At 61.7% G+C, this 21,331-nt stretch carries 18 protein-coding genes; 6 read left to right on the forward strand and 12 right to left on the reverse strand.

Going from position 1 to position 21,331, the window contains the following annotated elements; genetic code table 11:
• Window positions 1-15 precede the first annotated feature (15 nt).
• Complete coding sequence (locus AC07N4_RS05075; protein WP_493065099.1) at window positions 16-3,684, reverse strand: indolepyruvate ferredoxin oxidoreductase family protein; 3,669 nt, start codon at window positions 3,682-3,684, stop codon at window positions 16-18.
• 1,355 nt (window positions 3,685-5,039) lie between these two features.
• On the opposite strand from AC07N4_RS05075, the gene AC07N4_RS05080 reads away from it, so the two are divergent.
• Window positions 5,040-6,848 (forward strand): monovalent cation:proton antiporter-2 (CPA2) family protein, encoded by a 1,809-nt coding sequence (locus AC07N4_RS05080; protein WP_493065100.1) that lies wholly within the window; start codon window positions 5,040-5,042, stop codon window positions 6,846-6,848.
• Between the two features lie 139 nt (window positions 6,849-6,987).
• Here AC07N4_RS05080 and hcnC read toward each other — a convergent pair whose 3' ends face one another.
• From hcnC to AC07N4_RS05110, 6 genes are all read right to left on the reverse strand, one after another.
• Complete coding sequence (gene hcnC, locus AC07N4_RS05085) at window positions 6,988-8,247, reverse strand: cyanide-forming glycine dehydrogenase subunit HcnC (protein ID WP_102622011.1); 1,260 nt, start codon at window positions 8,245-8,247, stop codon at window positions 6,988-6,990.
• Window positions 8,240-9,649 carry a cyanide-forming glycine dehydrogenase subunit HcnB gene (hcnB, locus tag AC07N4_RS05090; protein ID WP_273539306.1) on the reverse strand — a complete coding sequence of 470 codons (1,410 nt, stop codon included), beginning with the start codon at window positions 9,647-9,649 and terminating at the stop codon, window positions 8,240-8,242. The genes hcnC and hcnB overlap by 8 nt, the downstream gene beginning before the upstream one ends.
• Complete coding sequence (hcnA, locus tag AC07N4_RS05095) at window positions 9,646-9,960, reverse strand: cyanide-forming glycine dehydrogenase subunit HcnA (protein ID WP_096822653.1); 315 nt, start codon at window positions 9,958-9,960, stop codon at window positions 9,646-9,648. Before hcnA ends, hcnB begins: the two co-directional genes overlap by 4 nt.
• A 245-nt stretch (window positions 9,961-10,205) precedes the next feature.
• Window positions 10,206-10,745, reverse strand: coding sequence for a hypothetical protein (locus AC07N4_RS05100; RefSeq protein ID WP_102622013.1), 540 nt, complete (start codon window positions 10,743-10,745; stop codon window positions 10,206-10,208).
• A gap of 222 nt (window positions 10,746-10,967) precedes the next feature.
• Window positions 10,968-11,906 carry a hypothetical protein gene (locus AC07N4_RS05105; RefSeq protein WP_102622014.1) on the reverse strand — a complete coding sequence of 313 codons (939 nt, stop codon included), beginning with the start codon at window positions 11,904-11,906 and terminating at the stop codon, window positions 10,968-10,970.
• A gap of 191 nt (window positions 11,907-12,097) precedes the next feature.
• Complete coding sequence (locus AC07N4_RS05110) at window positions 12,098-12,406, reverse strand: YdcA family protein (RefSeq protein ID WP_219737177.1); 309 nt, start codon at window positions 12,404-12,406, stop codon at window positions 12,098-12,100.
• 203 nt (window positions 12,407-12,609) lie between these two features.
• On the opposite strand from AC07N4_RS05110, the gene AC07N4_RS05115 reads away from it, so the two are divergent.
• Both AC07N4_RS05115 and AC07N4_RS05120 read left to right on the forward strand, forming a co-directional pair.
• Entirely contained in the window at window positions 12,610-13,293 is a 684-nt protein-coding gene (locus AC07N4_RS05115) for a response regulator transcription factor (protein WP_096822590.1), read from the forward strand.
• On the forward strand, window positions 13,271-14,665 hold the full coding sequence (locus AC07N4_RS05120; protein ID WP_096822591.1) for a sensor histidine kinase: 1,395 nt from the start codon (window positions 13,271-13,273) through the stop codon (window positions 14,663-14,665). Before AC07N4_RS05115 ends, AC07N4_RS05120 begins: the two co-directional genes overlap by 23 nt.
• Before the next feature lie 128 nt (window positions 14,666-14,793).
• Here AC07N4_RS05120 and AC07N4_RS05125 read toward each other — a convergent pair whose 3' ends face one another.
• From AC07N4_RS05125 to AC07N4_RS05135, 3 genes are read right to left on the reverse strand one after another with little or no spacing between them, the layout of a single operon-like run.
• Entirely contained in the window at window positions 14,794-15,204 is a 411-nt protein-coding gene (locus AC07N4_RS05125; protein ID WP_096822592.1) for an SRPBCC family protein, read from the reverse strand.
• A gap of 24 nt (window positions 15,205-15,228) precedes the next feature.
• A complete protein-coding gene (locus AC07N4_RS05130) occupies window positions 15,229-16,026 on the reverse strand; it encodes an SDR family NAD(P)-dependent oxidoreductase (RefSeq protein ID WP_493065101.1) in 798 nt (265 codons plus the stop codon).
• Window positions 16,023-17,045, reverse strand: coding sequence for an aldo/keto reductase (locus AC07N4_RS05135; protein ID WP_493065102.1), 1,023 nt, complete (start codon window positions 17,043-17,045; stop codon window positions 16,023-16,025). Before AC07N4_RS05135 ends, AC07N4_RS05130 begins: the two co-directional genes overlap by 4 nt.
• Before the next feature lie 113 nt (window positions 17,046-17,158).
• On the opposite strand from AC07N4_RS05135, the gene AC07N4_RS05140 reads away from it, so the two are divergent.
• Together AC07N4_RS05140 and AC07N4_RS05145 are read left to right on the forward strand one after the other, a co-directional pair.
• Window positions 17,159-18,061 (forward strand): LysR substrate-binding domain-containing protein, encoded by a 903-nt coding sequence (locus AC07N4_RS05140; protein ID WP_493065103.1) that lies wholly within the window; start codon window positions 17,159-17,161, stop codon window positions 18,059-18,061.
• 208 nt (window positions 18,062-18,269) lie between these two features.
• Entirely contained in the window at window positions 18,270-18,641 is a 372-nt protein-coding gene (locus tag AC07N4_RS05145; protein WP_102622018.1) for an endonuclease domain-containing protein, read from the forward strand.
• Between the two features lie 253 nt (window positions 18,642-18,894).
• Here AC07N4_RS05145 and AC07N4_RS05150 read toward each other — a convergent pair whose 3' ends face one another.
• The gene (locus AC07N4_RS05150) at window positions 18,895-19,812 is read right to left on the reverse strand and encodes a pyridoxal-phosphate dependent enzyme (protein ID WP_493065104.1); all 918 of its coding nucleotides are present in this window, start codon (window positions 19,810-19,812) and stop codon (window positions 18,895-18,897) included.
• Window positions 19,813-19,976: 164 nt separating this feature from the next.
• On the opposite strand from AC07N4_RS05150, the gene AC07N4_RS05155 reads away from it, so the two are divergent.
• Window positions 19,977-20,636, forward strand: coding sequence for a methyltransferase family protein (locus AC07N4_RS05155; protein ID WP_096822597.1), 660 nt, complete (start codon window positions 19,977-19,979; stop codon window positions 20,634-20,636).
• Here AC07N4_RS05155 and AC07N4_RS05160 read toward each other — a convergent pair.
• Window positions 20,630-21,298 carry an HAD family hydrolase gene (locus AC07N4_RS05160; RefSeq protein ID WP_096822598.1) on the reverse strand — a complete coding sequence of 223 codons (669 nt, stop codon included), beginning with the start codon at window positions 21,296-21,298 and terminating at the stop codon, window positions 20,630-20,632. The genes AC07N4_RS05155 and AC07N4_RS05160 overlap by 7 nt on opposite strands.
• Window positions 21,299-21,331: the final 33 nt, after the last annotated feature.

The following is a 21,331-nucleotide window of genomic DNA, read 5'->3' on the forward strand; positions in this document are numbered from 1 at the left end:
GTGAAATCCCGCCGGCTACGAGGCCTGCTTGACGTCCCGCGCTTCGCCTTTGGGGGGCTGCGGGGCGAGGGTCGATTGCGGCAGCCAGGTCTCGACGACCGGGGCCACCGACAGGCTGTGGGTGCCCGCCACGATTTGCACAATCAGCTCTTTTTCCCGCTGCCGTGCGGCGGCGATCGACCGCTCCTTGACGTGGCCATAGCCGCGAATCGAGTCCGGCAGATTCGCCCACTCCACAAACAACGGCAGGTTCTCCGCGCTCAGGTTTGGCAGCAGGCGTTGCAGTGTCTGCTCGTAGTCGAGCAACAGGCGCCGCTCCTCACGGCGCTCGGCGGACCAGCCCAGCGGATCGAAGCGGGTGTGGCGCAACACGCGGCCCTTGGCCAACACCTTCAGCAGCGGCAACACCCAACCGGAGACGGCGATCTTCTTCGGCTCGCCGTTGCCGTCCTTGCGGTTGCGCATCAGGGGCAACGCGAAGTGGAACTTGAGCCTGACACCACTCTCGAAGCGGGCTTTGATTGGCGCCATGAAGCGACTGTCTGTGAGCAGCCGCGCGACTTCGTACTCGTCCTTGTAGGCCATCAACTTGAACAGGTTGCGTGCCACGGCCTCGGTGAGCGGGCTGTCATCGCCGATCGCAGGCGTCGAACGAAGCCGTTCGATCACCTGACGGTAGCGTGCTGCATAGGCCGCGTCCTGATAGTGGGTCAGGAACACACTGCGGGTCTCGACCAGCCGTTCGATGCTTTCGCGCCGAGCGGCAAGGTCGATGATCGACACCGGCGACACGTCGTTACTGGCCGGGTCGAGATATGGCATGACGAACGCCGGCTCCTGAGCCCACAGCCGTCCCCAGGCGAATGCCAGGTGGTTGGCGGCGGCGCTGCCGGCCTGATCGATGGCTTCTTTCAGCGCTTGCAGCGACACCGGCACCGTCCCCCGTTGCCAGGCATAACCCAGCAACAGCATGTTGGCCTGCATCGGATCGACAAGGTTGTTGGCCAGTTGTGCCGCATCCAGCGCGTGGTAGTGCTCGGCACCCACCCGTTGCTTGAGGAAGGCTTGAATCGCGGCGGTTTCGATGCGCAATTCGGTATTGCGCAGCATCGCTCCCGTCTGGGTCTGGGCGGTGTTGGCGATGACCACCGTTTTACCTGCCCGCAGTGTCGTCAATGCATCGTCTTCGCTGGCGACCACCAGATCGGCCGCAAGCAACAGGTCGGCACCACCCAGGTCGATGCGGTGCTGGTGCAGCACGTCGGCCACGTTAGCCAGACGCACATGGCTGAGCACCGACCCGCCCTTCTGGGCGAACCCGGTGAAATCGAGCACGCTGACCGCCCGGCCGTCCAGATGCGCAGCCAGGGCAACCGTGCGTGCCACCGTCACGATTCCGGTGCCGCCGATGCCTGCCAGCAGCATTTCATACGGGGTTTCGAGTGAGGACGAAGACGGCAGTGCCAGTGCCTCGGCGCGGGCCAGAACCTGGCGGCTGTCGGCTTGCCGACGGTATTGCGCGCGCGGTTTGCCGGTCACCGTGACAAAGCTCGGGCAGAAGCCCTTGATGCAGGACAGATCGGTGTTGCATCCGTGGGGATCAATCCGGCGCTTGGTGCCGAACGGAGTCGCGACCGGTGTCACGGACAGGCAATTGGACTTGACCTGACAGTCGCCACAGCCTTCGCACACGGCTTCGTTGATCAATACTTCGGTTTTCATGACAGGCGTCGGCAACTGTTTCTTGCGCCGACGCCCCTCGATGGCGCAGACCTGATCGAACACCAGCACACTGACACCCCGTGTCTCGCGCAACTGTCGCTGAACCTCTTCCAGCCGCTCACGGTGGAACAGCTCGACGCCCTGCGGAAGGCTGCCCGGCGCTTCGAAGCGTTGCGGATCGTCCGCCACCACCACGACCCGGTGGGCGCCTTCGGCTTGCATCAGTTCGACGGCTTTCTTGACCGTCAGTTTGCCGTCGATCGGCTGGCCGCCAGTCATGGCCACCGCATCGTTGTGCAGCAGCTTGTAGGTGATGGTCGCGCCGGCCGCAATGGCCTGACGGATTGCCAGATAGCCAGAATGGAAAAACGTACCGTCACCGATGTTCTGGAAAATGTGAGGGGTTTCGACGAAGGGCGCCTGCCCCAGCCAGTCGACCCCTTCGCCCCCCATCTGCACGCTGCCGCTGGTTGCACGTTCCGGCATGCGCGCCGCCATCGCGTGGCAGCCGATACCGAGCCGCGCCTCGCTGCCTTCCGGCACTCGGGTGGAGGTGTTGTGCGGGCAACCCGAACACAGGTACGGCGTACGGCGGATCCAGTCATGAGTCCGGCTAACCGCAGGCAGATACCAGTACTCGGGCACGCTCAGTGTGATGCCCAGACCTTGCAGTCGTTGTTGAAGCATCGTCGCGAGGCGCGACGGCCTCAGTTCTTCGTGATCCGAAATCAACGGAGCGCCGCTTTCGTCACGCTTGCCCAGAATGACGGCACGCTGCCCGGACTCCGCGTTGTAGAGCGCTTGCTTGAGTTGCTCTTCGACGATGGCTTGCTTCTCTTCGACGATCAGCACCTGATCGGCCCGCTTCGCCCAGGCCTCCAGCACCGGTGACAGCGGGTAGACCAGATTGATCTTCAGCAGTGCCACACCGGCACTTTCCAGCTGTTCAAGCGAAACCCCGCCCTGCTGCAAGGCCTGGCGTACATCGCCATAGGCCTTGCCGATTGCGCCGATCACCAGCCTCGGCTGCTCCGGTGCCGTCACGGCGATATCGATCGGGTTGGCCAGCGCAAATGCGCGGGCAGCGTCGAATTTGTAGGGAAGCCGCCGCTCGATCTGCATGCCCGGCAGGTCGGGCCAGCGCCAGTGCAGGCCGTCCGGCCCCGGATCGATATCGGGCGTGACGAATCCTGGCAACGGGGACGACTCGACGGAGGTGGTGGCCTCAACAGTCTCGGTGATGGCCTTGAAGCCGACCCATAGCCCGGACACCCGCGACAACGCCCAGCCCCACAGGCCGCAGCGTTCGTAATCGGCCAGTCCCGCCGGGTGAATCACCGGCAGCCCCCAGGCCATCAGGGTGCGGTCGGACTGATGGGACATCGACGACGAAACGCAGCCATGGTCGTCGCCGGTGACCACCAGGACGCCCCCGTTGGGCGATGATCCGTAGAAGTTGCCGTGCTTGATCGCGTCCCCGGAGCGGTCGACGCCAGGGCCCTTGCCGTACCAAAGGCCATAGACACCGTCAAAGCGCTTTTTCGGATCGGTCTCGACGCGTTGAGTGCCGATCAGTGCCGTGGCCGCCAGATCTTCGTTGATGGCAGGCAGGAAGCGGATATCTGCGCTTTCCAGCACGTCTTTGCTTTTCATCAACTCCCGATCCACGCCACCCAGAGGCGAACCGCGATAGCCGCTGACGAACCCGGCGGTGCGCAAGCCGTTGGCCCGGTCCAGCGCCGACTGGGACAGAAGCAACCTCACGAGCGCCTGCTGACCACTCAGGAAAATGCGCCCGTTCGGCGTCGCGGATTCACGCGAATAGAGGGAGTGAGCCTCAGGCTGGCGGCCAGACTGCGACGCTGCATCTGCCCCTTTCCCGGCCGCTGCCGTGGGCGTCCCCTGTGAGTGTTTGTCGGACTGAAGCCGCAGGTGTTCCGGATCAATGGCGTCTGAGTACACAGTTTCAAATCCTTATGAAAACTTCACGTTAAATGTGCTTGTTTATCCACTACAGCGAATGCGAATTCAGTACTTACAGTGATCTTCCATCAGATCCCGAGAGTTACACCTTCGCCGTCAGGCCCCTCTTGCAAGACCTGAAACAAGCGGTTCGCAACCGCTCGAATACTCATTCATCGCAAAATCATTGACGCCACTATTCCGTCAAGCCAACAACCCCGGGGCACAACTTTCCCTGGTGCGCTCGCGCAAACCGTCGGCAAATTTTAAAACAAACAATTCCCGACCATTGCCGTAGGTTTAAATAACTAAAAAATCCCGGACATAAATCTAAAGTTCGCGAGTGCGCTTAAAATCAAGTACAGCATCCGGCCGCCACGAAGAGCGTGGTTTAAAGACGTTTGACTGAAATTCTGGAAATTAGAATCGCCCGACCCGCCGCCTGAAACGCGAGCTGAAAATGAACGAATGCTCGGTAGCCCGCCGGGCCAAGGGCAAAGTGCGCACGTTCGACGTCGAGAGATGCCGAGTGCACATTACGTTGTTGGATGTTTTGAAGATGGGCGCCGCGTCAACGGGCAAACGCTTGCCAGCCGCCACGCGGGGCGTGTCGCAAGCGAGCCGGACAGGCACAGATAACGGGCGTGCCGCCCCCTTGGAGTTCGAGTACAAGGTTTCAAATCCTTATGAAAACTTAACTTCAAGCGGGCTTTCCTGCCCACCCTGTCGAATGAGACCTGATACTTGCAGCGGCGCCTTGCCAGGCGGCCAGCACAATACAGGTGTGTGGTCGCAACCGCCTCGCCGCAGACTTCTTGTTTGCGGTGAAACGGGATAAACAATCGTTATTTGCAAATTCCCTGCAACGATCATTTAACGACCTGCTTTTGCGGGGAAAATAGTAAGTTCGGAGGAATTGCATTGTCAATCACTGTTACGAAAGTTTCACAAACAAAATAATTTAATGAACTACCTAGTCCACACAACCACCCTGCTCTGCTTTTAAAAACCATAAAAAAGACTTCGTTTTATCGAATAAGCTGCTGCTTTTATTGAGCAATACCGGCGAATCAAGCAACCCTCTTCGCAACATTACACCCGTCATACAAGTTGCATGACCGGATAAAACTCTCCCCCACAAACCCGAACTTTTTAGTCGCTGTTCCAGAGAAACACTCTCCAACTCACTAAGACCAAAGTAGAACTTTACATGACCAGATATCGCCTGACGGTTCAAAGATGAACAGCCTCATCAGAAACCGCCACCCACCACATCAGTTTCCCCCGCAGGTGGTGTGCCATGGGGCGAGCCTTTATCCTTGCCCTCCCGTCGTACCGTGTTATGGAGTTGTGCCATGCCCCATGAAGGCAACCTGTTGCAAGCCGCTGTCGTATTTCTGTTCGCGGCAGTGCTTACCGTTCCCCTGGCCAAGCGCCTGCAACTGGGCGCGGTGCTCGGTTATCTGTTTGCCGGAGTGATCATCGGCCCGTCGGTGCTGGGCCTGATCGGCAATCCGCAAAGCGTCAGCCATATCTCCGAGCTGGGCGTGGTGTTGCTGCTGTTCATCATTGGTCTGGAGCTTTCGCCGCGACGCTTGTGGGTGATGCGCAAATCGGTGTTCGGCGTTGGTCTGGCGCAGGTGCTTTTGACCGGTTCGGTGATTGGCGTACTGGCGTTGTCGGTGTTCGGCCAGCCGCTGAACAGCGCGATTGTTCTGGGCCTGGGCCTGGCGCTGTCGTCCACCGCGTTTGGCCTGCAAAGCCTGGCGGAACGCAAGGAACTGACCAGCCCTCACGGGCGGCTGGCGTTTGCGATTCTGCTGTTCCAGGACATCGCCGCGATCCCGCTGATCGCCCTGGTGCCGATGCTCGCGGGCGTCGATCACCACACCAGCACTGCCGACGATGTGCGCCACAGTTTGCAGGTCTTGGGCAGCATCGCCGTGGTGGTGATTGGCGGGCGATATCTGTTGCGTCCGGTGTTCCGCGTGGTGGCGAAAACCGGTCTGCCGGAGGTGTCTACCGCCACCGCGTTGCTGGTGGTCATCGGCACCGCGTGGCTGATGGACATGGTCGGTGTGTCGATGGCGCTGGGCGCATTCCTTGCCGGGTTGCTGCTGGCGGATTCGGAGTATCGCCATGAGCTGGAAGCGCAGATCGAACCGTTCAAGGGCCTGCTGCTGGGGCTGTTCTTCATCAGCGTCGGCATGGGCGCCAACCTCAGCCTGCTGCTGAGCGCGCCGATCACCGTGCTGGGGCTGACGCTGTTGCTGATTGCGCTGAAGTTACCGCTGTTGTTTGTGGTCGGGCGTCTGGCTGGCGGGCTGAGCAAAGTCAGTGCGATTCGCCTCGGTATCGTTTTGGCGGCCGGCGGTGAATTTGCGTTCGTGGTGTTCAAGATCGGTCGCGATCAAGGTCTGTTCGAGCCGCGTCTGTACGACCTGCTGGTGCTGACCATCACCCTGTCGATGGCCGTCACGCCGTTGCTGCTATTGATCTGCGCACGGCTGGTCAGCCCGAAGGTGCAGCCAGTGGAAGTGCCGGAGAAATTCCGCCAGATCGACACCGAAACTCCACGGGTGGTCATCGCCGGCATGGGCCGGATGGGTCAGATCGTGGCGCGGATCCTGCGGGCGCAGAACATCAAGTTCGTGGCGCTGGACACCTCGGTGGAAACCATCGAACTGTCGCGCAGTTTCGGCGGTGTGCCGGTGTTCTACGGCGACCCGATGCGTCCGGAAATCCTCAGCGCGGCCAAGGTCGGTGAAGCGGAATACTTCGTGATTGCCACGGACGATCCGGAGACCAACATCAAGACCGCCGAGATCGTGCGCAAGCTCTACCCGCACATGAAGATCATCGCCCGGGCGCGTAACCGGCAGCACGTTCACAGGTTGGTGGATGTCGGCGCCGATCCAATCCGGGAGACCTATTACTCCAGTCTGGAAATGAGCCGTCGCACGTTAGTGGGCCTCGGTTTGACCCAGGCCCAGGCCGATGCGCGAATCAAGCGCTTCAAGCACCATGACGAACAGGTACTGGAGGCCCAGCACGCGGTGTACGACGACGCGGCCAAGGTCCTGCAGACCGCACAGGAAGCGCGGGCGGAACTGGCCCGATTGTTCGAGTCGGATCAACTGGAAGAACAGTCCGGCAAGCCCTGACCTGACCCTGATCGTTCCCACGCTCTGCGTGGGAATGCAGCCCGGGACGCTCCGCGTCCCTCCCGGAGCTGGAACGCGGAGCGTCCCTTGAGGCATTCCCACGCGGAGCGTGGGAACGATCTCGTGGGAGCCAGCAGGCTCAGGCTATCTCCAGCTCCCTCTCTTCCTTGGCCGACGCCACTTCAAACCGATCCGCCAGAAACGGCGTGATGTCCAGCGGCAGCGGCTCATCGTTGACCAGCTTATCCAGCAACACCCCGGTAATCGCCGACGTCAGCACGCCGGTGCGGAAATGCCCGCAGGCGTTCAGGTAGCCGTCCACCCCGGCCATGGGCCCGAGAATCGGCAACTCATCCGGCGAGCCCGGCCGCAGCCCGGCCCAGGTGCGCTTGAGGTTGATGTCCGCCAGTTCCGGCAGACAACGCACCGCGCCCTGCACCAGCCCGGCGATTTCCGGCCAGGTGGTGGTGACGTCGAAGCCTTTGTCCTCGGTGGTGCTGCCGATCAGGATCTCGCCGTTGTCCTTCTGCGCCATGTAGCAATCGCTGGTGGTCAGGCAACCGTTGAGGATTTTCGGCAGGCGTTCGGTCAACAAAATCTGCCCTTTCACCGGTTTCACCGGAATGCGCACGCCAGTGGCCCACTCACTGAGATCTGCCGCCCACGCCCCCGCTGCGTTGATCAGGGTCTTGCAGTGGAACACCCCGGCTTCAGCCGTTTGCACGCCGGTCACGCGCGTACCGTGATGCAGAACGCCGGTGATGTTGGTGTTGACGTACATGTCCACGCCATTCTGCCGGGCGCCTTCGGCGTAGGCGTCGGCGAGGCGGAACGGACTGACCTGGTGGTCGCAGAGAAACTCCAGTGCCCCGCGCGCTTCATGGCTGACGCTCGGCTCGGATTCGCGCAACGCCGCCTGATCGAGCCAGCGCACCTGATCGGCCAGGTGCGGAATGCAGCCGACGATGTGCTCGGCGTACAACCGGTCTTCATCGTCATAAATGACGAACTTGAGCCCGGTCTTTTCGAACTTGAAATCCATCCCGTGGTTGTCTTTCAGCTCACGGTGCAGCGCCGGGTACAGCGCGTTGGACTGCAAGGCGAAGTCGAAGAACGACGGCGGCAGGATGTGCGGCGTGCTGGAATCCACCGCCACCGCCGCGCCTTGGGTTTCGCGCTTGCGGTTGGCCGACATCATGCGGAAGAAAATCACCCCGCAACCCAGCCCCACCGACTCACCGATGGCCCACAAGCCGCCGGCCGAGGCTCGGGTCGCGTTGCCCGGGCGCTTGGCGTCGATCATCGCGACCTTGAGGTTTTTGCGCTTGGACAACTGATAGGCGATGGACGCGCCGATCACACCGCCGCCGGCGATGACCACGTCATAGAACTTACTCATGGGAAACGGCCTCCGTGCCGAGGGACTGGAACGCGGAAAAAGGAATCGGATCGACCGGGAAACGCGGCCGCAACCAGCCAACATCCTTGCGCCCGGTGGCCTGGCGCAAACGGTCGCTGCAATAGCCGACGCACATCCGCCCCTGACAGTCGCCCATGCTCACGCGGGTGCGCATTTTCAGGCTGGCGATGTCTTGCACGCCCTGCTCCAGCGCCCGGTCGATGTCGGCGCGGGTCGCGTGTTCACAGCGGCAGATCACCGTGTCGGCCGCCGGCAATTTGATTTGCCCGACGCCGCGTTCGGTGTAGCGATCCACCGCCGCGCGGAAACGCACGATGGCTTTGAGTTTGCTCAGGTAACGGTCGCGGCGGACCCGCGCCAGTTCCTCTTCCAGCACACCGCGTTGCAGCAGGATCGAAGTGGCGGCGATCTTGCCGGCCAGCATCGCCGCTTCACCGCCGCGAATCCCGCCCATGTCACCGGCCAGATGCACGTGGGGCTCGCTGCTTTGCTGCCAGATGTTGGCGTTGGCGCGCAGGTAACCGTCGTCGCTGAAGCCGTGATCCAGGCCCATTTGCTGGCTCAACTGGGTACGCGGAATGAAGCCGTAACCGACCGCGAGCGTCTTCGCTTCGAAGCGTTCGACGCGGCTCATGTCCGGTTCCCACGTCGCCGAGTACGGCGCCACGCTGACGCTTTTCAGTTCGCCTTCGCCGTGTGCCTCGACCACGCCCCAGCCGTAGTTCATCGGGATGCCGTGCAACTTCAGGTAGGCGAGCATGCTCAAGCCATCAAGGAAGAGTTGCGGCTTGTTCAGAAGCGCCAGGCTTTCCTTGGCAATCTTGCCGAACGCGCAGGCCTCGTAGACACCGGCAACACTCACGCCTGACGCGTGCAACTGGGTCGCCACCAGCGGTAACAGCGGCCCGGTGCCCGCGATCACCACTGGGCCCTGCGGTTTGACCACACCGCTCTTGATCTGCAATTGCAGGCCGCCAAGCATGATCACGCCCGGCAGCGTCCAGCCGGGAAACGGCACGCTGCGCTCATGGCAACCGGCGGCCAGCAGCAGTTGCGGATAGCTGATTTCGTGCAGACGCTCATCGCCATCGAGCACGACTAGCGAGCGGGTACCTTCGGCGCCAACCACACGGTGATGCAGGCGCACATCGATCAGCCCGGCCTGCTCCTGAAAGTCACCGTGCAATTTGCTCAGTGCTTCGGAATAGCGCGGCCCCAAGTAATCCAGCTGCACGCCGTCACGCAGCGGCCCGCGATAGACCACACCACCCAGGCGCGACGCCTCCTCAAGCAATGTGCTGCGCACACCATGGCGCGCCAGTTCGATGGCCGCTGCCATCCCCGCCGGCCCACCGCCGACGATGACCGGATGCTGGCTCATAGCGCCTCCTGACCGTGAATGCGGTTAGCCTGGGTTTCGATGTGCATGCCGTCACGCACCACGGTCTGGCAGGCACGGCGTTTGTGCCGGCCGTTGATTTTCACCAGGCAGCACTGGCACACGCCCATCCCGCAATAGGCACCGCTGATCTGGTTGTGATCGTTGCGCGCGACCTGGCGCACGCCGAGAGACTGAATGACGCTGAGCACGGTTTCGCCGATGGCGGCGGTGACCGGTTGGCCGTTGATGTGGACAGTCATATCCGCCTGCGCCAAGGGCTGGATATCGAAGGTTCTTTCTAGGCAGTGCATTGCGATGATCATCCGTGAAAAGTTCAGGTGAGGTTGAAACAGCTCCTTGCTGCACTACACCTTGCCGACACGTGGGGGTTATCTCTCTCTATCGGGCCGGCAGGTTGGTTCCGCTCGCGCAGCAACGTGCGCGCAAGCAATGTAGTCGATCCAGCGGCAAGGGCCTGGAAAATTCACGGTAGGGGATATCGCGCAGAAGAATATTGATCCAGGCCATGGAAATGACTGTACGGTTCTGCCGCCGATCAGTTGGAAAACACGAACTGCCCTTTGATCTTTTTCGAACCGATGAAACCGAGGTCAGGGAACAACTTGGTTTTCAGCCACACGACAAAATAGACCATGGCCAGAGTGAGGCCGACGCCGATCAAGGTGGAGATCGGGTCTTCGGCGTAGTCCTTGAACAGGCGTGAAACCTGGCTGAGCGTAAGGATCACGAAGACGGTGTAGGTCTGAGCGGAGTATTTGTAGAAACCCCAGGCAAACAGCAGCGGGATACCACCGCCGATCAGCATGAGCGTCAGGGCCAATCCGATGCCGGAGTCCCAGCCCAGGACAAATCCGGCGAGCGCGCCGAGCAATGCCTGAATGCAGGTCAGCACGATCAGGATCGTGACCTTGCGTGCATACTGGCGACGCAGTGCCGGGTCAATGCGTGAACCAATCCAGTAAGCCAGCACCCGATCCTTGACCGCCCCACCCGAAAACGCCTTGAAGGTTTCGGTCTTCGAGCGCCCGGCGTCCAGCATCTCATCCAGCTGCCGTTTGATTTCCTTCTTGTCCAACGTCTTCATCCTTAAACAGAAATTGAAGCGGCCGATCCGCTTGCGGCGTCGATTCTGGCTGCTGGCCCTTTAGAAAGCAAAAAGCCGCTTCCACCCGAAGGTGGAAGCGGCCGAGGCACAAGCCCCAGAGGGATCAGTGCACAAACAGAGCGATCAGAATAATGATCGGGATTGGCACGCCGAGGAAAAACAGCAGTAGTGAGCGCATGGTGATTCTCCTTGTTAACGGACCGGAGGCAGTGTGGCCGTGGTGTAGGTTTCGACTTCAACGTACTCGACCGCATCCCGGCGGCGACCGCCGAAGGTGGCCGACAGACTGGCGAAGAACGCACCGGCCAGCAGCGCGATGAACATCCACAGCGAAGTCCAGGCAGCGACTTTGGCGGCGGTGTCAGCGGCTTGCTGAGCTTTGACCTTGGCGTCGGCAATGGCTTTTTGCGTACGGGCGTAGATTTCATCGACGCGACGTTCGGCGTCGGCCTGGGTCAGATTGGTCCGTTGCGCGACCAGTTGTGCAAGGTAGGTACGATCCTCGGGGCTGAGCTGACCGTTGGCCAGGCTCTGAGCGAAGATCCGGGTCACGGTGCCGCGAGCGGCGTCATCGCTGACGGCGGCAGGACGGTCATCGCGGAACAGGCTGTCGACGAAGTAGCCGTACTGATTACTGTCGGTGTTCGCCGCTGCAGTCCCGGCCGCCTGAGTCATGGCACTGGCCGCACCACCGGCGACACTTGCACCGGCCTGCACACCACCGCTGACGATGCTGCTGACCGAGCCGACCACCAGCGTCGCAGTAACCAGCGTGGCCACGCACCAGGCAAGGAAGCCATGGGCGGTGTCGCGGAAATACACCTCGTCACCGTGCATGTTCGCCCACTTCACCCGCAGGCGACCGGCGATGTAGCCGCCCAGGCCGGAAGCGATGATTTGCGTCGCCGCCAGCCAGACGATTGTCGAAATGCCCAGGCCCTTGGCGCTGACGCCCTCCCCGGCCCACGGTGAAACAGCGGAGAAGCCCAGACCGAAACCAAGCAGTACCAGAATCAACGACAGTGCCGCAGCGGCCGCGGCCCCGGCGAAGATCGCGCCCCAGGACACCCCTGAGACGTTGCTCGACTCGCCTTCGAAGGCAGGATAAAACCCATCAGAGGATCTATTCATTGTTGTTCTGCTCCCGGCATGAAAAATGGTGTTACAACTCGTCAGCAGATGAATTGCAGTGACCGTGCCAGTCGCCAACATTAAATAAATCGTTTGAATTCATTCACTTAAAAAGACTGAACTTCCAAGAACCATGCAATTTGCAACAACGGTTCGATAGCAGCGGGTTTTATGCATTGGCACAAAACCGCTTACTTGCGTTTGTAGCTCTTCTTGCCGCTGGGCGTCAGGCAATACACGCCGCCGCGTGGCCCGGTGCAGAACGAACCGGTGCCACAATCACAGCCGTCATTGGTTTGCAGAAACTGCTGCGGCCGCGCCTGTTCACGGATGCCGAACATCGCAGCGCAACTCTTTTTCGAGCCGCTGATGGAGCCGTCATTACATAGAAACAGATCGCCATCGCAGCGATCGATGCCACCCTTCTTCCCGGAACACGGGGTATTGGCGGCCAATGCCGAAGCACTTAGCAGCGCCAGAAGCATCCCGGCCATCGGCATCCAGCCACCGCGAATCAACTTGCCCACGGAATCTCTCCCTCGAAAATATGGCCAGATGATATCAATGTTTCGGGAAATAAATCGGCAACCACGGTGGGTCATTTGCGTTTGTATCAACTACAACATGAAAGTTAATTTAAAGCGTTATTGCAAAATCTTGGCAAAATGCTGCCATTCCGTTTGAACCGATCAGCAGGCCCACCATGACTCGCATCTTGACCATCGAAGACGACGCCGTGACCGCCCGGGAAATCGTCGCCGAACTCAGCAGCCACGGCCTCGACGTGGATTGGGTCGACAACGGCCGCGAAGGCCTGGACCGCGCCGTCAGCGGCAACTACGACCTGATCACCCTCGACCGCATGCTGCCCGAACTGGATGGTCTGGCCATCGTCACCACCCTGCGCACCATGGGTGTGTCCACGCCGATCCTGATGATCAGCGCGTTGTCCGACGTCGATGAGCGCGTGCGCGGCCTGCGCGCCGGCGGTGACGATTACCTGACCAAGCCGTTCGCCACCGACGAAATGGCGGCCCGGGTCGAAGTGTTGCTGCGCCGGCAGCACAATGGCGGCACCCAGCCGACCACCCTGCGCGTGGCGGACCTTGAGCTCGACCTGATCAGCCATGAAGCCAGCCGCGCCGAGCAGGTGCTGACGCTGTTGCCCACCGAATACAAGTTGCTGGAATTCCTGATGCGCAACAGCGGCCAGATCCTGTCGCGGATGATGATTTTCGAGGAAGTCTGGGGTTATCACTTCGACCCGGGGACCAACCTGATCGACGTCCACATCGGTCGCCTGCGCAAGAAGATCGACCCGCCGGGCAATGTCCCGCTGATCCGTACGGTGCGAGGCTCGGGTTATGTCATTGCCGAACCCGTCTGACGGTTGGCGTTCCTCCAGCAGCCGGTTGCTGGCGCTTTACAGTTCGTTGTTCGTGGCCTGGAGCGGGATCCTCATGGGGGTCATGTATTTCGAGGTCTCCGGTTACCTCGACAGCCTGGCCAAACATTCGCTGATGCAGCGTCAGCATCTGTTCTCGCACTTTCGCGGCGAGCAGCTCGAGGATGCACTCGCCGCCAGCATGACGTTCGATATCCGCGGCATCGATGCCTACGGCCTGTTCGCCGCCGACCACACCTACCTCGGCGGGGCTTTGCAGCAAATGCCTGCGGGCCTGCCGCTGGACGGCAAGATCCACGAATTGCGCGACTGTTCCGAATCCGACGATCCGACCCTGCCTGCCGACAGTTGCGATGCGGTCGCCACCCCAACCCGCGACGGTCGCTGGCTGGTGCTGGTGCGCGACAACGGTTCGCTGTTCGCCGTGACCCGCATCATTCTGCGTGCATTGCTCTGGGGCGTTTCGCTGACAATCGTACCGGGGGTCATCGGCTGGCATTTGCTGCGGCGTCGGCCGTTGCGGCGAATCCGCGCGATTCAGGCCAGTGCCCAGTCGATTGTCGCCGGTGACCTGACTCATCGATTGCCCGTGTCCAATCGCCGCGACGAACTGGACATGCTCGCCGCCATCGTCAACGCCATGCTCGATCGCATCGAGCGTCTGATGAACGAAGTCAAAGGCGTGTGCGACAACATCGCCCACGACTTGCGCACTCCGCTGACGCGTTTGCGGGCGCAGTTGTATCGCATGCAGCAACAGGCCGGCGAAGGCTCGCCGGAAGCGGCGCAACTGGATCTGGTGCTGGCCGAGGCCGATACGCTGATGGCGCGTTTTCGCGGTTTGCTGAGGATTTCCGAACTGGAAGATCGCCAGCGACGTTCGGGATTCGTCGAGCTCGATCCGGTGCGACTGCTGCAGGAACTGCATGAGTTCTACCTGCCGCTGGCCGAGGAAGACGAACTGCGTTTCGAGCTGAACATGCCCGAAACCCTGCCGATGCTCAATGGTGACCGGGCGCTGTTGTTCGAGGCGCTGGCCAACCTGTTGAGCAACTCGATCAAGTTCACCCCGCCGGGAGGCACGGTGATTTTGCGTGGGGTGAATGATGCGGGGCATACGCGGATCGAGGTGCACGACTCCGGCCCCGGCATTCCCGAGTCGGAACGGGAAGCAGTGTTCCAGCGCTTCTATCGTGCAGAGGGTGGGCAACCGCAAAGCGGTTTCGGGCTTGGGCTGTCGATCGTTGCGGCGATTGTCAGCCTGCACGGGTTCAGTCTTGAGGTGGGTCGCAGCGATCTGGGCGGGGCGAAACTGGTGCTTGATTGCCGGCAGAGGCTGATTTCACAGACCTGATCGTTTGGCAGAGATAGTTCCCACGCTCTGCGTGGGAATTCCTCAAGGGACGCTCCGCGTTCCAGCTCTCGAATGGGACGCAGAGCGTCCCGGGCTGCATTCCCACGCGGAGCGTGGGAACGATCAACTCAGGCCGGGTAGTTAGCGCGCAGCGCTTCGAGGCCGCCCTGATAGATGCCGCTGAACAGCGCCACCACTTCCTCATCGCTCACGCCCTTGGCCGTGAAGCGTCCCGACCACGTCACCCGCGCGCCCTGCCCTTGGGCTTCGACGCGAATCGTCGCCAGATAATCCGTGGCCGGAAACGGTGCCTGCTCGATCGAGTAGCTGTAGGTCTTGCCCGCGTTATCGAACGTCTCCAGACGCTCGATCACCACCGCGCCGTCGGCGGTTTGCAGGGTGCGTACGCGGCCACCGTCGCTCAGCTCACTCTTGGGAATGAACGGCAGCCAGTCCGGCAGCGTGTTGAAGCCGCCGATCAGTTGCCAGACCTGATCGGCCGAGGCCGGGATGTCGATGAATGCTGATGCTGTTGCCATAAATAAACGTCTCTCTTGAGGAATTCAGATTGCCAGGCTGTCGACCACGCCGCCGTCGACGCGCAATGCCGCGCCGGTGGTGGCCGAGGACAGCGGTGAAGCGATGTAGGTCACCAGATGCGCGACTTCTTCGACATTGGCCACGCGCTGGATGATCGAGGTCGGACGGGCCCTGCGCACAAACGCGTCGGCTTCGTCCCGCAAGCTACGGCCGGACTCGGCGGCGGCATCCTTGAGCATCTCTTCGACGCCGTCGGTGAAGGTCGGCCCCGGCAGGATTGCATTGACCGTCACCCCGGTGCCGGCCAAACGTTTGGCCAGGCCATGGGACACCGCGAGGTTGGCGCTTTTGGTCACGCCGTAGTTGATCATGTCGGCCGGGGTGGCCACGCCGGATTCCGAAGACAGGAAGATCACCCGACCCCAGCCCTGCTCGACCATCGCCGGCACGTAATGTCGCGACAGGCGCACGCCGGAGATCACGTTGATTTCATAGAAGCGCGTCCACTCATCGTCGGGCGCGTCGAAGAAATCCACGGCGTTGTAGATCCCGAGGTTGTTCACCAGGATGTCGGCTTTCGGTTCGGCGGCGAACAGTTTCTGCGCGCCTTCGGCCGTGCCCAGATCCGCCGTCAGACCGCGCAGTTTCGCGCCCGGAACGGCTTGCCGAATGCTCGCCAGTGCCTGCTCGACCTTGGCCGCGTCGCGACCGATCACCACCACCGTGGCGCCCGCCTCGGCCAGCGACTGGCTGATGCCCAAACCGATACCCGCCGTGCTGCCGCTGACAATCGCCAGTTTCCCGCTCAGATTGATCTTCATGCTTTCACCTCGTCGATAGGTAATGGTGCACGTTCGGACACCAGTTTCGCTTCACGCATGGCCTGCCAGAAACCGGCCGGAATGACCGCCGACAGCGCCGCTACATCTTCAGCGATACGCCCCGGTTTGCTCGCGCCGGGAATCACTGCCGCCACGGCCGGATTGGCCAGCGAGAATTGTAGTGCAGCCGCTTTGACATCCACGCCGTGGACGGCGGCGATGCGTTTGATCTGCTCGACCTTGGCAATGATTTGCGGGCTGGCCTTCTGGTATTCGAAGTGCGCGCCACCGGCCAGGATTCCCGAGCTATATGGGCCGCCAACAACGATTTCAACGTTCTGCGCCCGCGCCGAATCCATCAGACGCTGCAAGGCGCGGTCGTGATCGAGCAAGGTGTAGCGGCCGGCCAACAGGAAGCCGTCAGGCTGCGCCTCGGTCAGGTCGAGCGTCAACTCGCACGGCTCGACTTTATTCACGCCCAGGCCCCAGCCCTTGATCACGCCTTCTTCACGCAGGCGGGTCAGGACTTTGAAGGCCCCGGTGCGGGCCTGATTGAAATACTCCAGCCATTGGTCGCCGTAGAAGTCCTGAGCGATGTCGTGCACCCAGACGATGTCGAGGCGATCGGTTTTCAGGCGTTCGAGGCTGTCTTCAATCGAGCGCAGGGTGGCGTCGGCGCTGTAGTCGTTGACGATCCTGTTCGGGCGGCCGTGTTCGAACACCCCGCTCTTCTCGCCCAGATCCCGGGCGGCGGCGTCTTCGACTTCATCGAGAATGACCCGGCCGACCTTGGTGCTGAGCACATAGTCATCGCGCTTGTAGCGGGACAGTGCTTCGCCGAGGCGGATTTCCGACAGGCCCGAGCCGTAGAACGGCGCGGTGTCGAAGTAACGCACGCCGGCATCCCACGCCGCATGCACGGTGGCCTGGGCTTCTTCCTCGGGAATGGCGCGGAACATGTTGCCCAGTGGCGCGGTGCCGAAGCCCAACTGGCCGGGCAGTTTGTCTTTCAAGCTCATGGGGATTTCCTCGTAGTGTCTGGGTCGTGGTTGACCGTTGAGCAGATCCTAGATTGCGACATTCAGACCGTCCAAGACATAATGCGCAGCACTTGAGTCCCTATAGGTCTGACATGATCGATTTCCGCCAATTGCGCTACTTCGTGGTCGTCGCCGAGGAAGAGCACGTCGGCCGCGCGGCCGAGCGCCTGCACATTTCCCAGTCGCCCCTGAGCCGGCAGATCGCCCAGCTCGAAGAACGCCTGGGCCTGACCCTGTTCGAACGCAGCCAGCAACGCATCCGCCTGACCCGCGACGGCCATACGTTCCTTGCCGAAACCCGCGCCTTGCTGACCCACGCCAATCGCCTGGAATCCCTCGGCAAACGCCTGGGTCGTGGTGAAGAAGGCGGTTTGTGTATCGGCTACATCGAGAACGCCATGCACGCGGGCGTATTGCCTAACGCCCTGCGCGTGTTGCGGGCAGATCGGCCGAACGTGCATGTCGCGCTGTACAACCTCAGCTCCGCCGAACAACTCGAAGGCCTGCGTCAGCGTAGTCTCGATATCGCACTGGTCAGCGAACCGCCGACGACCGACGATCCTGACTTGCTGGGCTTCCAGGTGCTGGACGATCCGATGCTGCTGGCGCTGCCGGAGCAGCATCCATTGGCCGCACAGGCATCGCTGACCCCGGAGGATCTGGCCACTCAGGAGTGGATCGGCGTGCAACCCCGTCAGGACGCGGGCGACGATTTTGTGAGTGCCTGCCTGCGCGCCGGCTTCACCCCGGATGTACGGATGCAGGCGACCGAGCCGTTCACCGCACTGGGGCTGGTTGCTTCGGGGCTGGGGATTGCAATGATCCAGAAAGGCCTGAGCCACAACGCCCCGCCGGGTGTGGTGTTGCGGGAGGTGCCGTGGCTGGCATTTACCACGCCGCTGTGGGCGGCTTGGCACAGGATTAATTTGCGGCCGTTGGTGGAGACGTTTCGGGAGGTTTTGACTGGATCCGATATCGCCGAGCCCTCACCCTAACCCTCCCGAAACGTCGGACCGCCCGAAGGGAGAGGGGACCGATCGGGGGATATTCGAGAAGTACACCGACGTGGTCGATTGGTGGTGAATCCGTAATGGACTCAACCCATCCAGTTCTTGGACTCAATCAGCAGACTGGCGATGGCGGCACTGGCTGTTGGTCTGGTCTACAGTGAATCTTCCATCCCACTTCACAAGGACGTGAAGCATGCAAAATCGCCCTACCCTCGACCAACGCCGATTCGCCCGCCGGTTGCGCGCCAGCCAGACCGATTGCGAGCAGATGCTTTGGCAAAGGCTGCGTGCGCGGCAGGTGGCGGGGCTGAAATTTCGGCGGCAGGTGCCGATCCCGCCGTTTGTGCTGGATTTTTATTGTGTGGAGTTGAGGTTCGCGGTGGAGCTGGATGGGGGGCAGCATTATGAAAAGGCGGGAGAGGTTCATGATCGGCGGCGGACGCTCTATCTTCAGCGGCTTGGGATTGAGGTGGTGCGGTTCAGTAATCTTGAAGTGATTCAGCAGATGGATGATGTTTTGGAGCAGATTGTCAGGATCGCGGAGGAACTTCGATTGCGACGTTGATCCGAAAGCGCCCTCACCCTAGCCCTCTCCCAGAGGGAGAGGGAACTGATTGGGGGATATTCGAGAAGTCCGCCGACGTGGGCGAACTGTTTTGAATCCATAATCGACTTGGAGTCTCAGGTCGATGCTTGGAATCCATAATCGACTCGGTTTTTCAGGTCGATGCATGACCTGAGACACTGCGGTCGGCCCCCTCTCCCTCCGGGAGAGGGCTGGGGTGAGGGGCTTTGGGGAGTTAGTAACAACATCGGAATCAGCCCCCCAACCGCGCCCACCCCGCCACCAACTGCGCACTGATACTCACCCCGCCACAAACAACAACCACCACGTCCCGAGCCCCCGCCAGCGCCGGATGATCCAGATAAGCCACCGCCAGCGACACCCCGCACGCCGGCTCCACCAGTTGCCGCAAATCACTGGCATAACGCACCACGCCCATGATCGCGTCGTCATCGGACAGCACCAGGCATTCGTGATCGAACTCGCCGATGTGCTGCACCGGCCACTCCGCCACTTGCGCGGCGCCAAGGGAGGTGGCGACGGTGTCGATTTTGCTCAGGCGCACCGGGTGGCCGGCCTGTACGGCGGCGGCAAACGAGGCGGCGCCCTGGGTTTCGCAGGTGATGATCCGGCAGTCACGCCGGTCATGGCGCAGCAGCCCTGTGAGAATTCCTGCAAGCAATCCCCCGCCGCCGACCGAGGTGACCACGGTGTCGACCTGCGGGCAGTCTTCGAGGATTTCATCGATCATTGTGCTGTGCCCTTGCCACAACACCGGGTGATCGAAGGCCGGCACGTATTCGGTGTCCGCCGCGCTGGCCAGTTCACGGGCGCGCTGATTGGCCTCATCCCAGACTTTGCCATGGACGATGACTTCGGCACCGGTACGACGAATGCGCGCGCGGGTGGCTTCGGGGGTGGTGTGCGGGACCACGATGCAGGCTTGCAGGCCCAGGCTGACCGCCGCCACCGCCGTCGCAAGACCTGCATTGCCACCGGACGGACAGACAACTTTGCGCTTGCCCTGCGCCGCTGCCTGACTGCACAGCAGGCCCATGCCGCGCAGTTTGAAAGAACCACAGGGTTGCAGGTTTTCCAGTTTCAGCCAGATACGCCGGGAAGTGGTCGACAGGGTCGGATGGAGGATCAACGGCGTGCGGATGTGCAGCATGGCGGACTCCTGATGACGCCACGCCCGGGCGACCTGTTCGCCGGCGCGTGGACGGTTGAAGTCGAAACGTCCCTGTCTGAAGCTTAGTTCACCCTGCCCCCTCGACGGTAAACGCCGGGGATCGTGCAGCGATCTACACTGAACGGAACAGCCGTGAGGTGCCTATGAAAATGTCAGCGCAAATGACCGTCGTCGCGGTAATCGCCACTCTCGCCTACCTGGGGCTGGCGATGTGGGGCATTGGTGGCGTGGCGGTGTTCTTTTCCCACGGCGCGCTGGTGGTGGTGGCGCTGGCGACGCTGGCGATGGTGGTGGTGTCGCTGTTCAGCGAGGTGAACTTGAGTTCGGGCGAACGCGAGGACCGGGCCAATCGCTGGGTGATTCCGGCGTTCGGCGTGATCGGACTGGTCAGTGCTTTTCTGCCGGCTTACTGCGACCGCATCGGTTTCTGGACCGTTGGCCGCGAAGGCACCCGTTGGCTGGGGGCGTTGTTGTTCATCGCTGGCGGTGCCTTGCGCCTGTGGCCGGTGTTCGTTCTGGGCCACCGTTTCAGCGGATTGGTGGCGATTCAGCCGGGACATCGACTGGTCACCGAAGGCATCTACACGCACCTGCGCAATCCCAGCTATCTGGGGCTGGTCGTCAACGCACTGGGCTGGGCACTGGCGTTTCGTTCGGTCGTCGGGATCCTGCTGGCGGCGCTGACGCTGATCCCGCTGATTGCCCGCATCCATTCAGAAGAAGCCTTGCTGCGCACCCAGTTCGGCGCCGAATACGATGCCTATTGCGCGCGCAGCTGGCGGTTGTTGCCGGGCGTTTACTGAGGTTGCAGGCGTAACTGGCCGTTGTTGTCGATGCTCAGCGCAACGTCGCGGTAACTGGCGATGGTCGCGTGTGAGGTTTCAATCGGATGCTGGTGAGTCGCGGTGATGATCATCAACGGCGCACCGGCCGCTTCCGCCGCCTGAATGCCAACAGTCGCGTCTTCGAAAATCAGGCAATCGGCCGGTTCCAGTCCCAGACGTTTGGCGGCCAGTCGATAGCCGGCCGGGTCAGGTTTGCCCGCCGTCACGTCTTCAGCCGTGATCATCACCGCAGGCTCGGGAATCCCCGCCGCCGCCATTCGCCGCAACGCCAGATCCCGTGGCGCCGAGGTCACCATGGCCCAGCGATCTGCCGGCAACGACTTGAGAAACGCCGCCGCACCGGGGATCTCGACAATCCCTTCGACGTCTTCGATTTCCGCCTCGGTGATGAACGCTGCTTGCGCCTCGGCGTCCACGCCCGGCAGGTTCAGGCGAGTGATGGTGTCGATGGCGCGCACGCCGTGGATGGTCGGCAGGAAGGTCTCGACATCCACGCCATGACGCTCGGCCCAGGCCGCCCAGATCCGCTCGGCGGCGGCGATGGAGTTGAGGACGGTGCCGTCCATGTCGAACAGGAACGCGCCGAACGCGCGATTGAAAACAGCATCGTGAGCAGACAAGGGATCGCATCCTTAGGCAGAGCCGGGCAAATG

It is taken from the genome of Pseudomonas sp. GW821-FHT09E04, from assembly GCF_059416185.1.

Bases quoted from the DNA above. Each gene is read 5' to 3' on its own strand.
- AC07N4_RS05080 (WP_493065100.1), top strand. From the start codon at position 5,040: ATGCCCCATGAAGGCAACCTGTTGCAAGCCGCTGTCGTATTTCTGTTC.
- AC07N4_RS05155 (WP_096822597.1), top strand. From the start codon at position 19,977: ATGAAAATGTCAGCGCAAATGACCGTCGTCGCGGTAATCGCCACTCTC.
- AC07N4_RS05150 (WP_493065104.1), bottom strand. From the start codon at position 19,812: ATGCTGCACATCCGCACGCCGTTGATCCTCCATCCGACCCTGTCGACC.
- AC07N4_RS05110 (WP_219737177.1), bottom strand. From the start codon at position 12,406: ATGCCGATGGCCGGGATGCTTCTGGCGCTGCTAAGTGCTTCGGCATTG.
- AC07N4_RS05145 (WP_102622018.1), top strand. From the start codon at position 18,270: ATGCAAAATCGCCCTACCCTCGACCAACGCCGATTCGCCCGCCGGTTG.
- hcnA (WP_096822653.1), bottom strand. From the start codon at position 9,960: ATGCACTGCCTAGAAAGAACCTTCGATATCCAGCCCTTGGCGCAGGCG.
- AC07N4_RS05135 (WP_493065102.1), bottom strand. From the start codon at position 17,045: ATGAGCTTGAAAGACAAACTGCCCGGCCAGTTGGGCTTCGGCACCGCG.
- AC07N4_RS05115 (WP_096822590.1), top strand. From the start codon at position 12,610: ATGACTCGCATCTTGACCATCGAAGACGACGCCGTGACCGCCCGGGAA.
- AC07N4_RS05120 (WP_096822591.1), top strand. From the start codon at position 13,271: ATGTCATTGCCGAACCCGTCTGACGGTTGGCGTTCCTCCAGCAGCCGG.
- hcnB (WP_273539306.1), bottom strand. From the start codon at position 9,649: ATGAGCCAGCATCCGGTCATCGTCGGCGGTGGGCCGGCGGGGATGGCA.
- AC07N4_RS05130 (WP_493065101.1), bottom strand. From the start codon at position 16,026: ATGAAGATCAATCTGAGCGGGAAACTGGCGATTGTCAGCGGCAGCACG.
- hcnC (WP_102622011.1), bottom strand. From the start codon at position 8,247: ATGAGTAAGTTCTATGACGTGGTCATCGCCGGCGGCGGTGTGATCGGC.
- AC07N4_RS05125 (WP_096822592.1), bottom strand. From the start codon at position 15,204: ATGGCAACAGCATCAGCATTCATCGACATCCCGGCCTCGGCCGATCAG.
- AC07N4_RS05105 (WP_102622014.1), bottom strand. From the start codon at position 11,906: ATGAATAGATCCTCTGATGGGTTTTATCCTGCCTTCGAAGGCGAGTCG.
- AC07N4_RS05140 (WP_493065103.1), top strand. From the start codon at position 17,159: ATGATCGATTTCCGCCAATTGCGCTACTTCGTGGTCGTCGCCGAGGAA.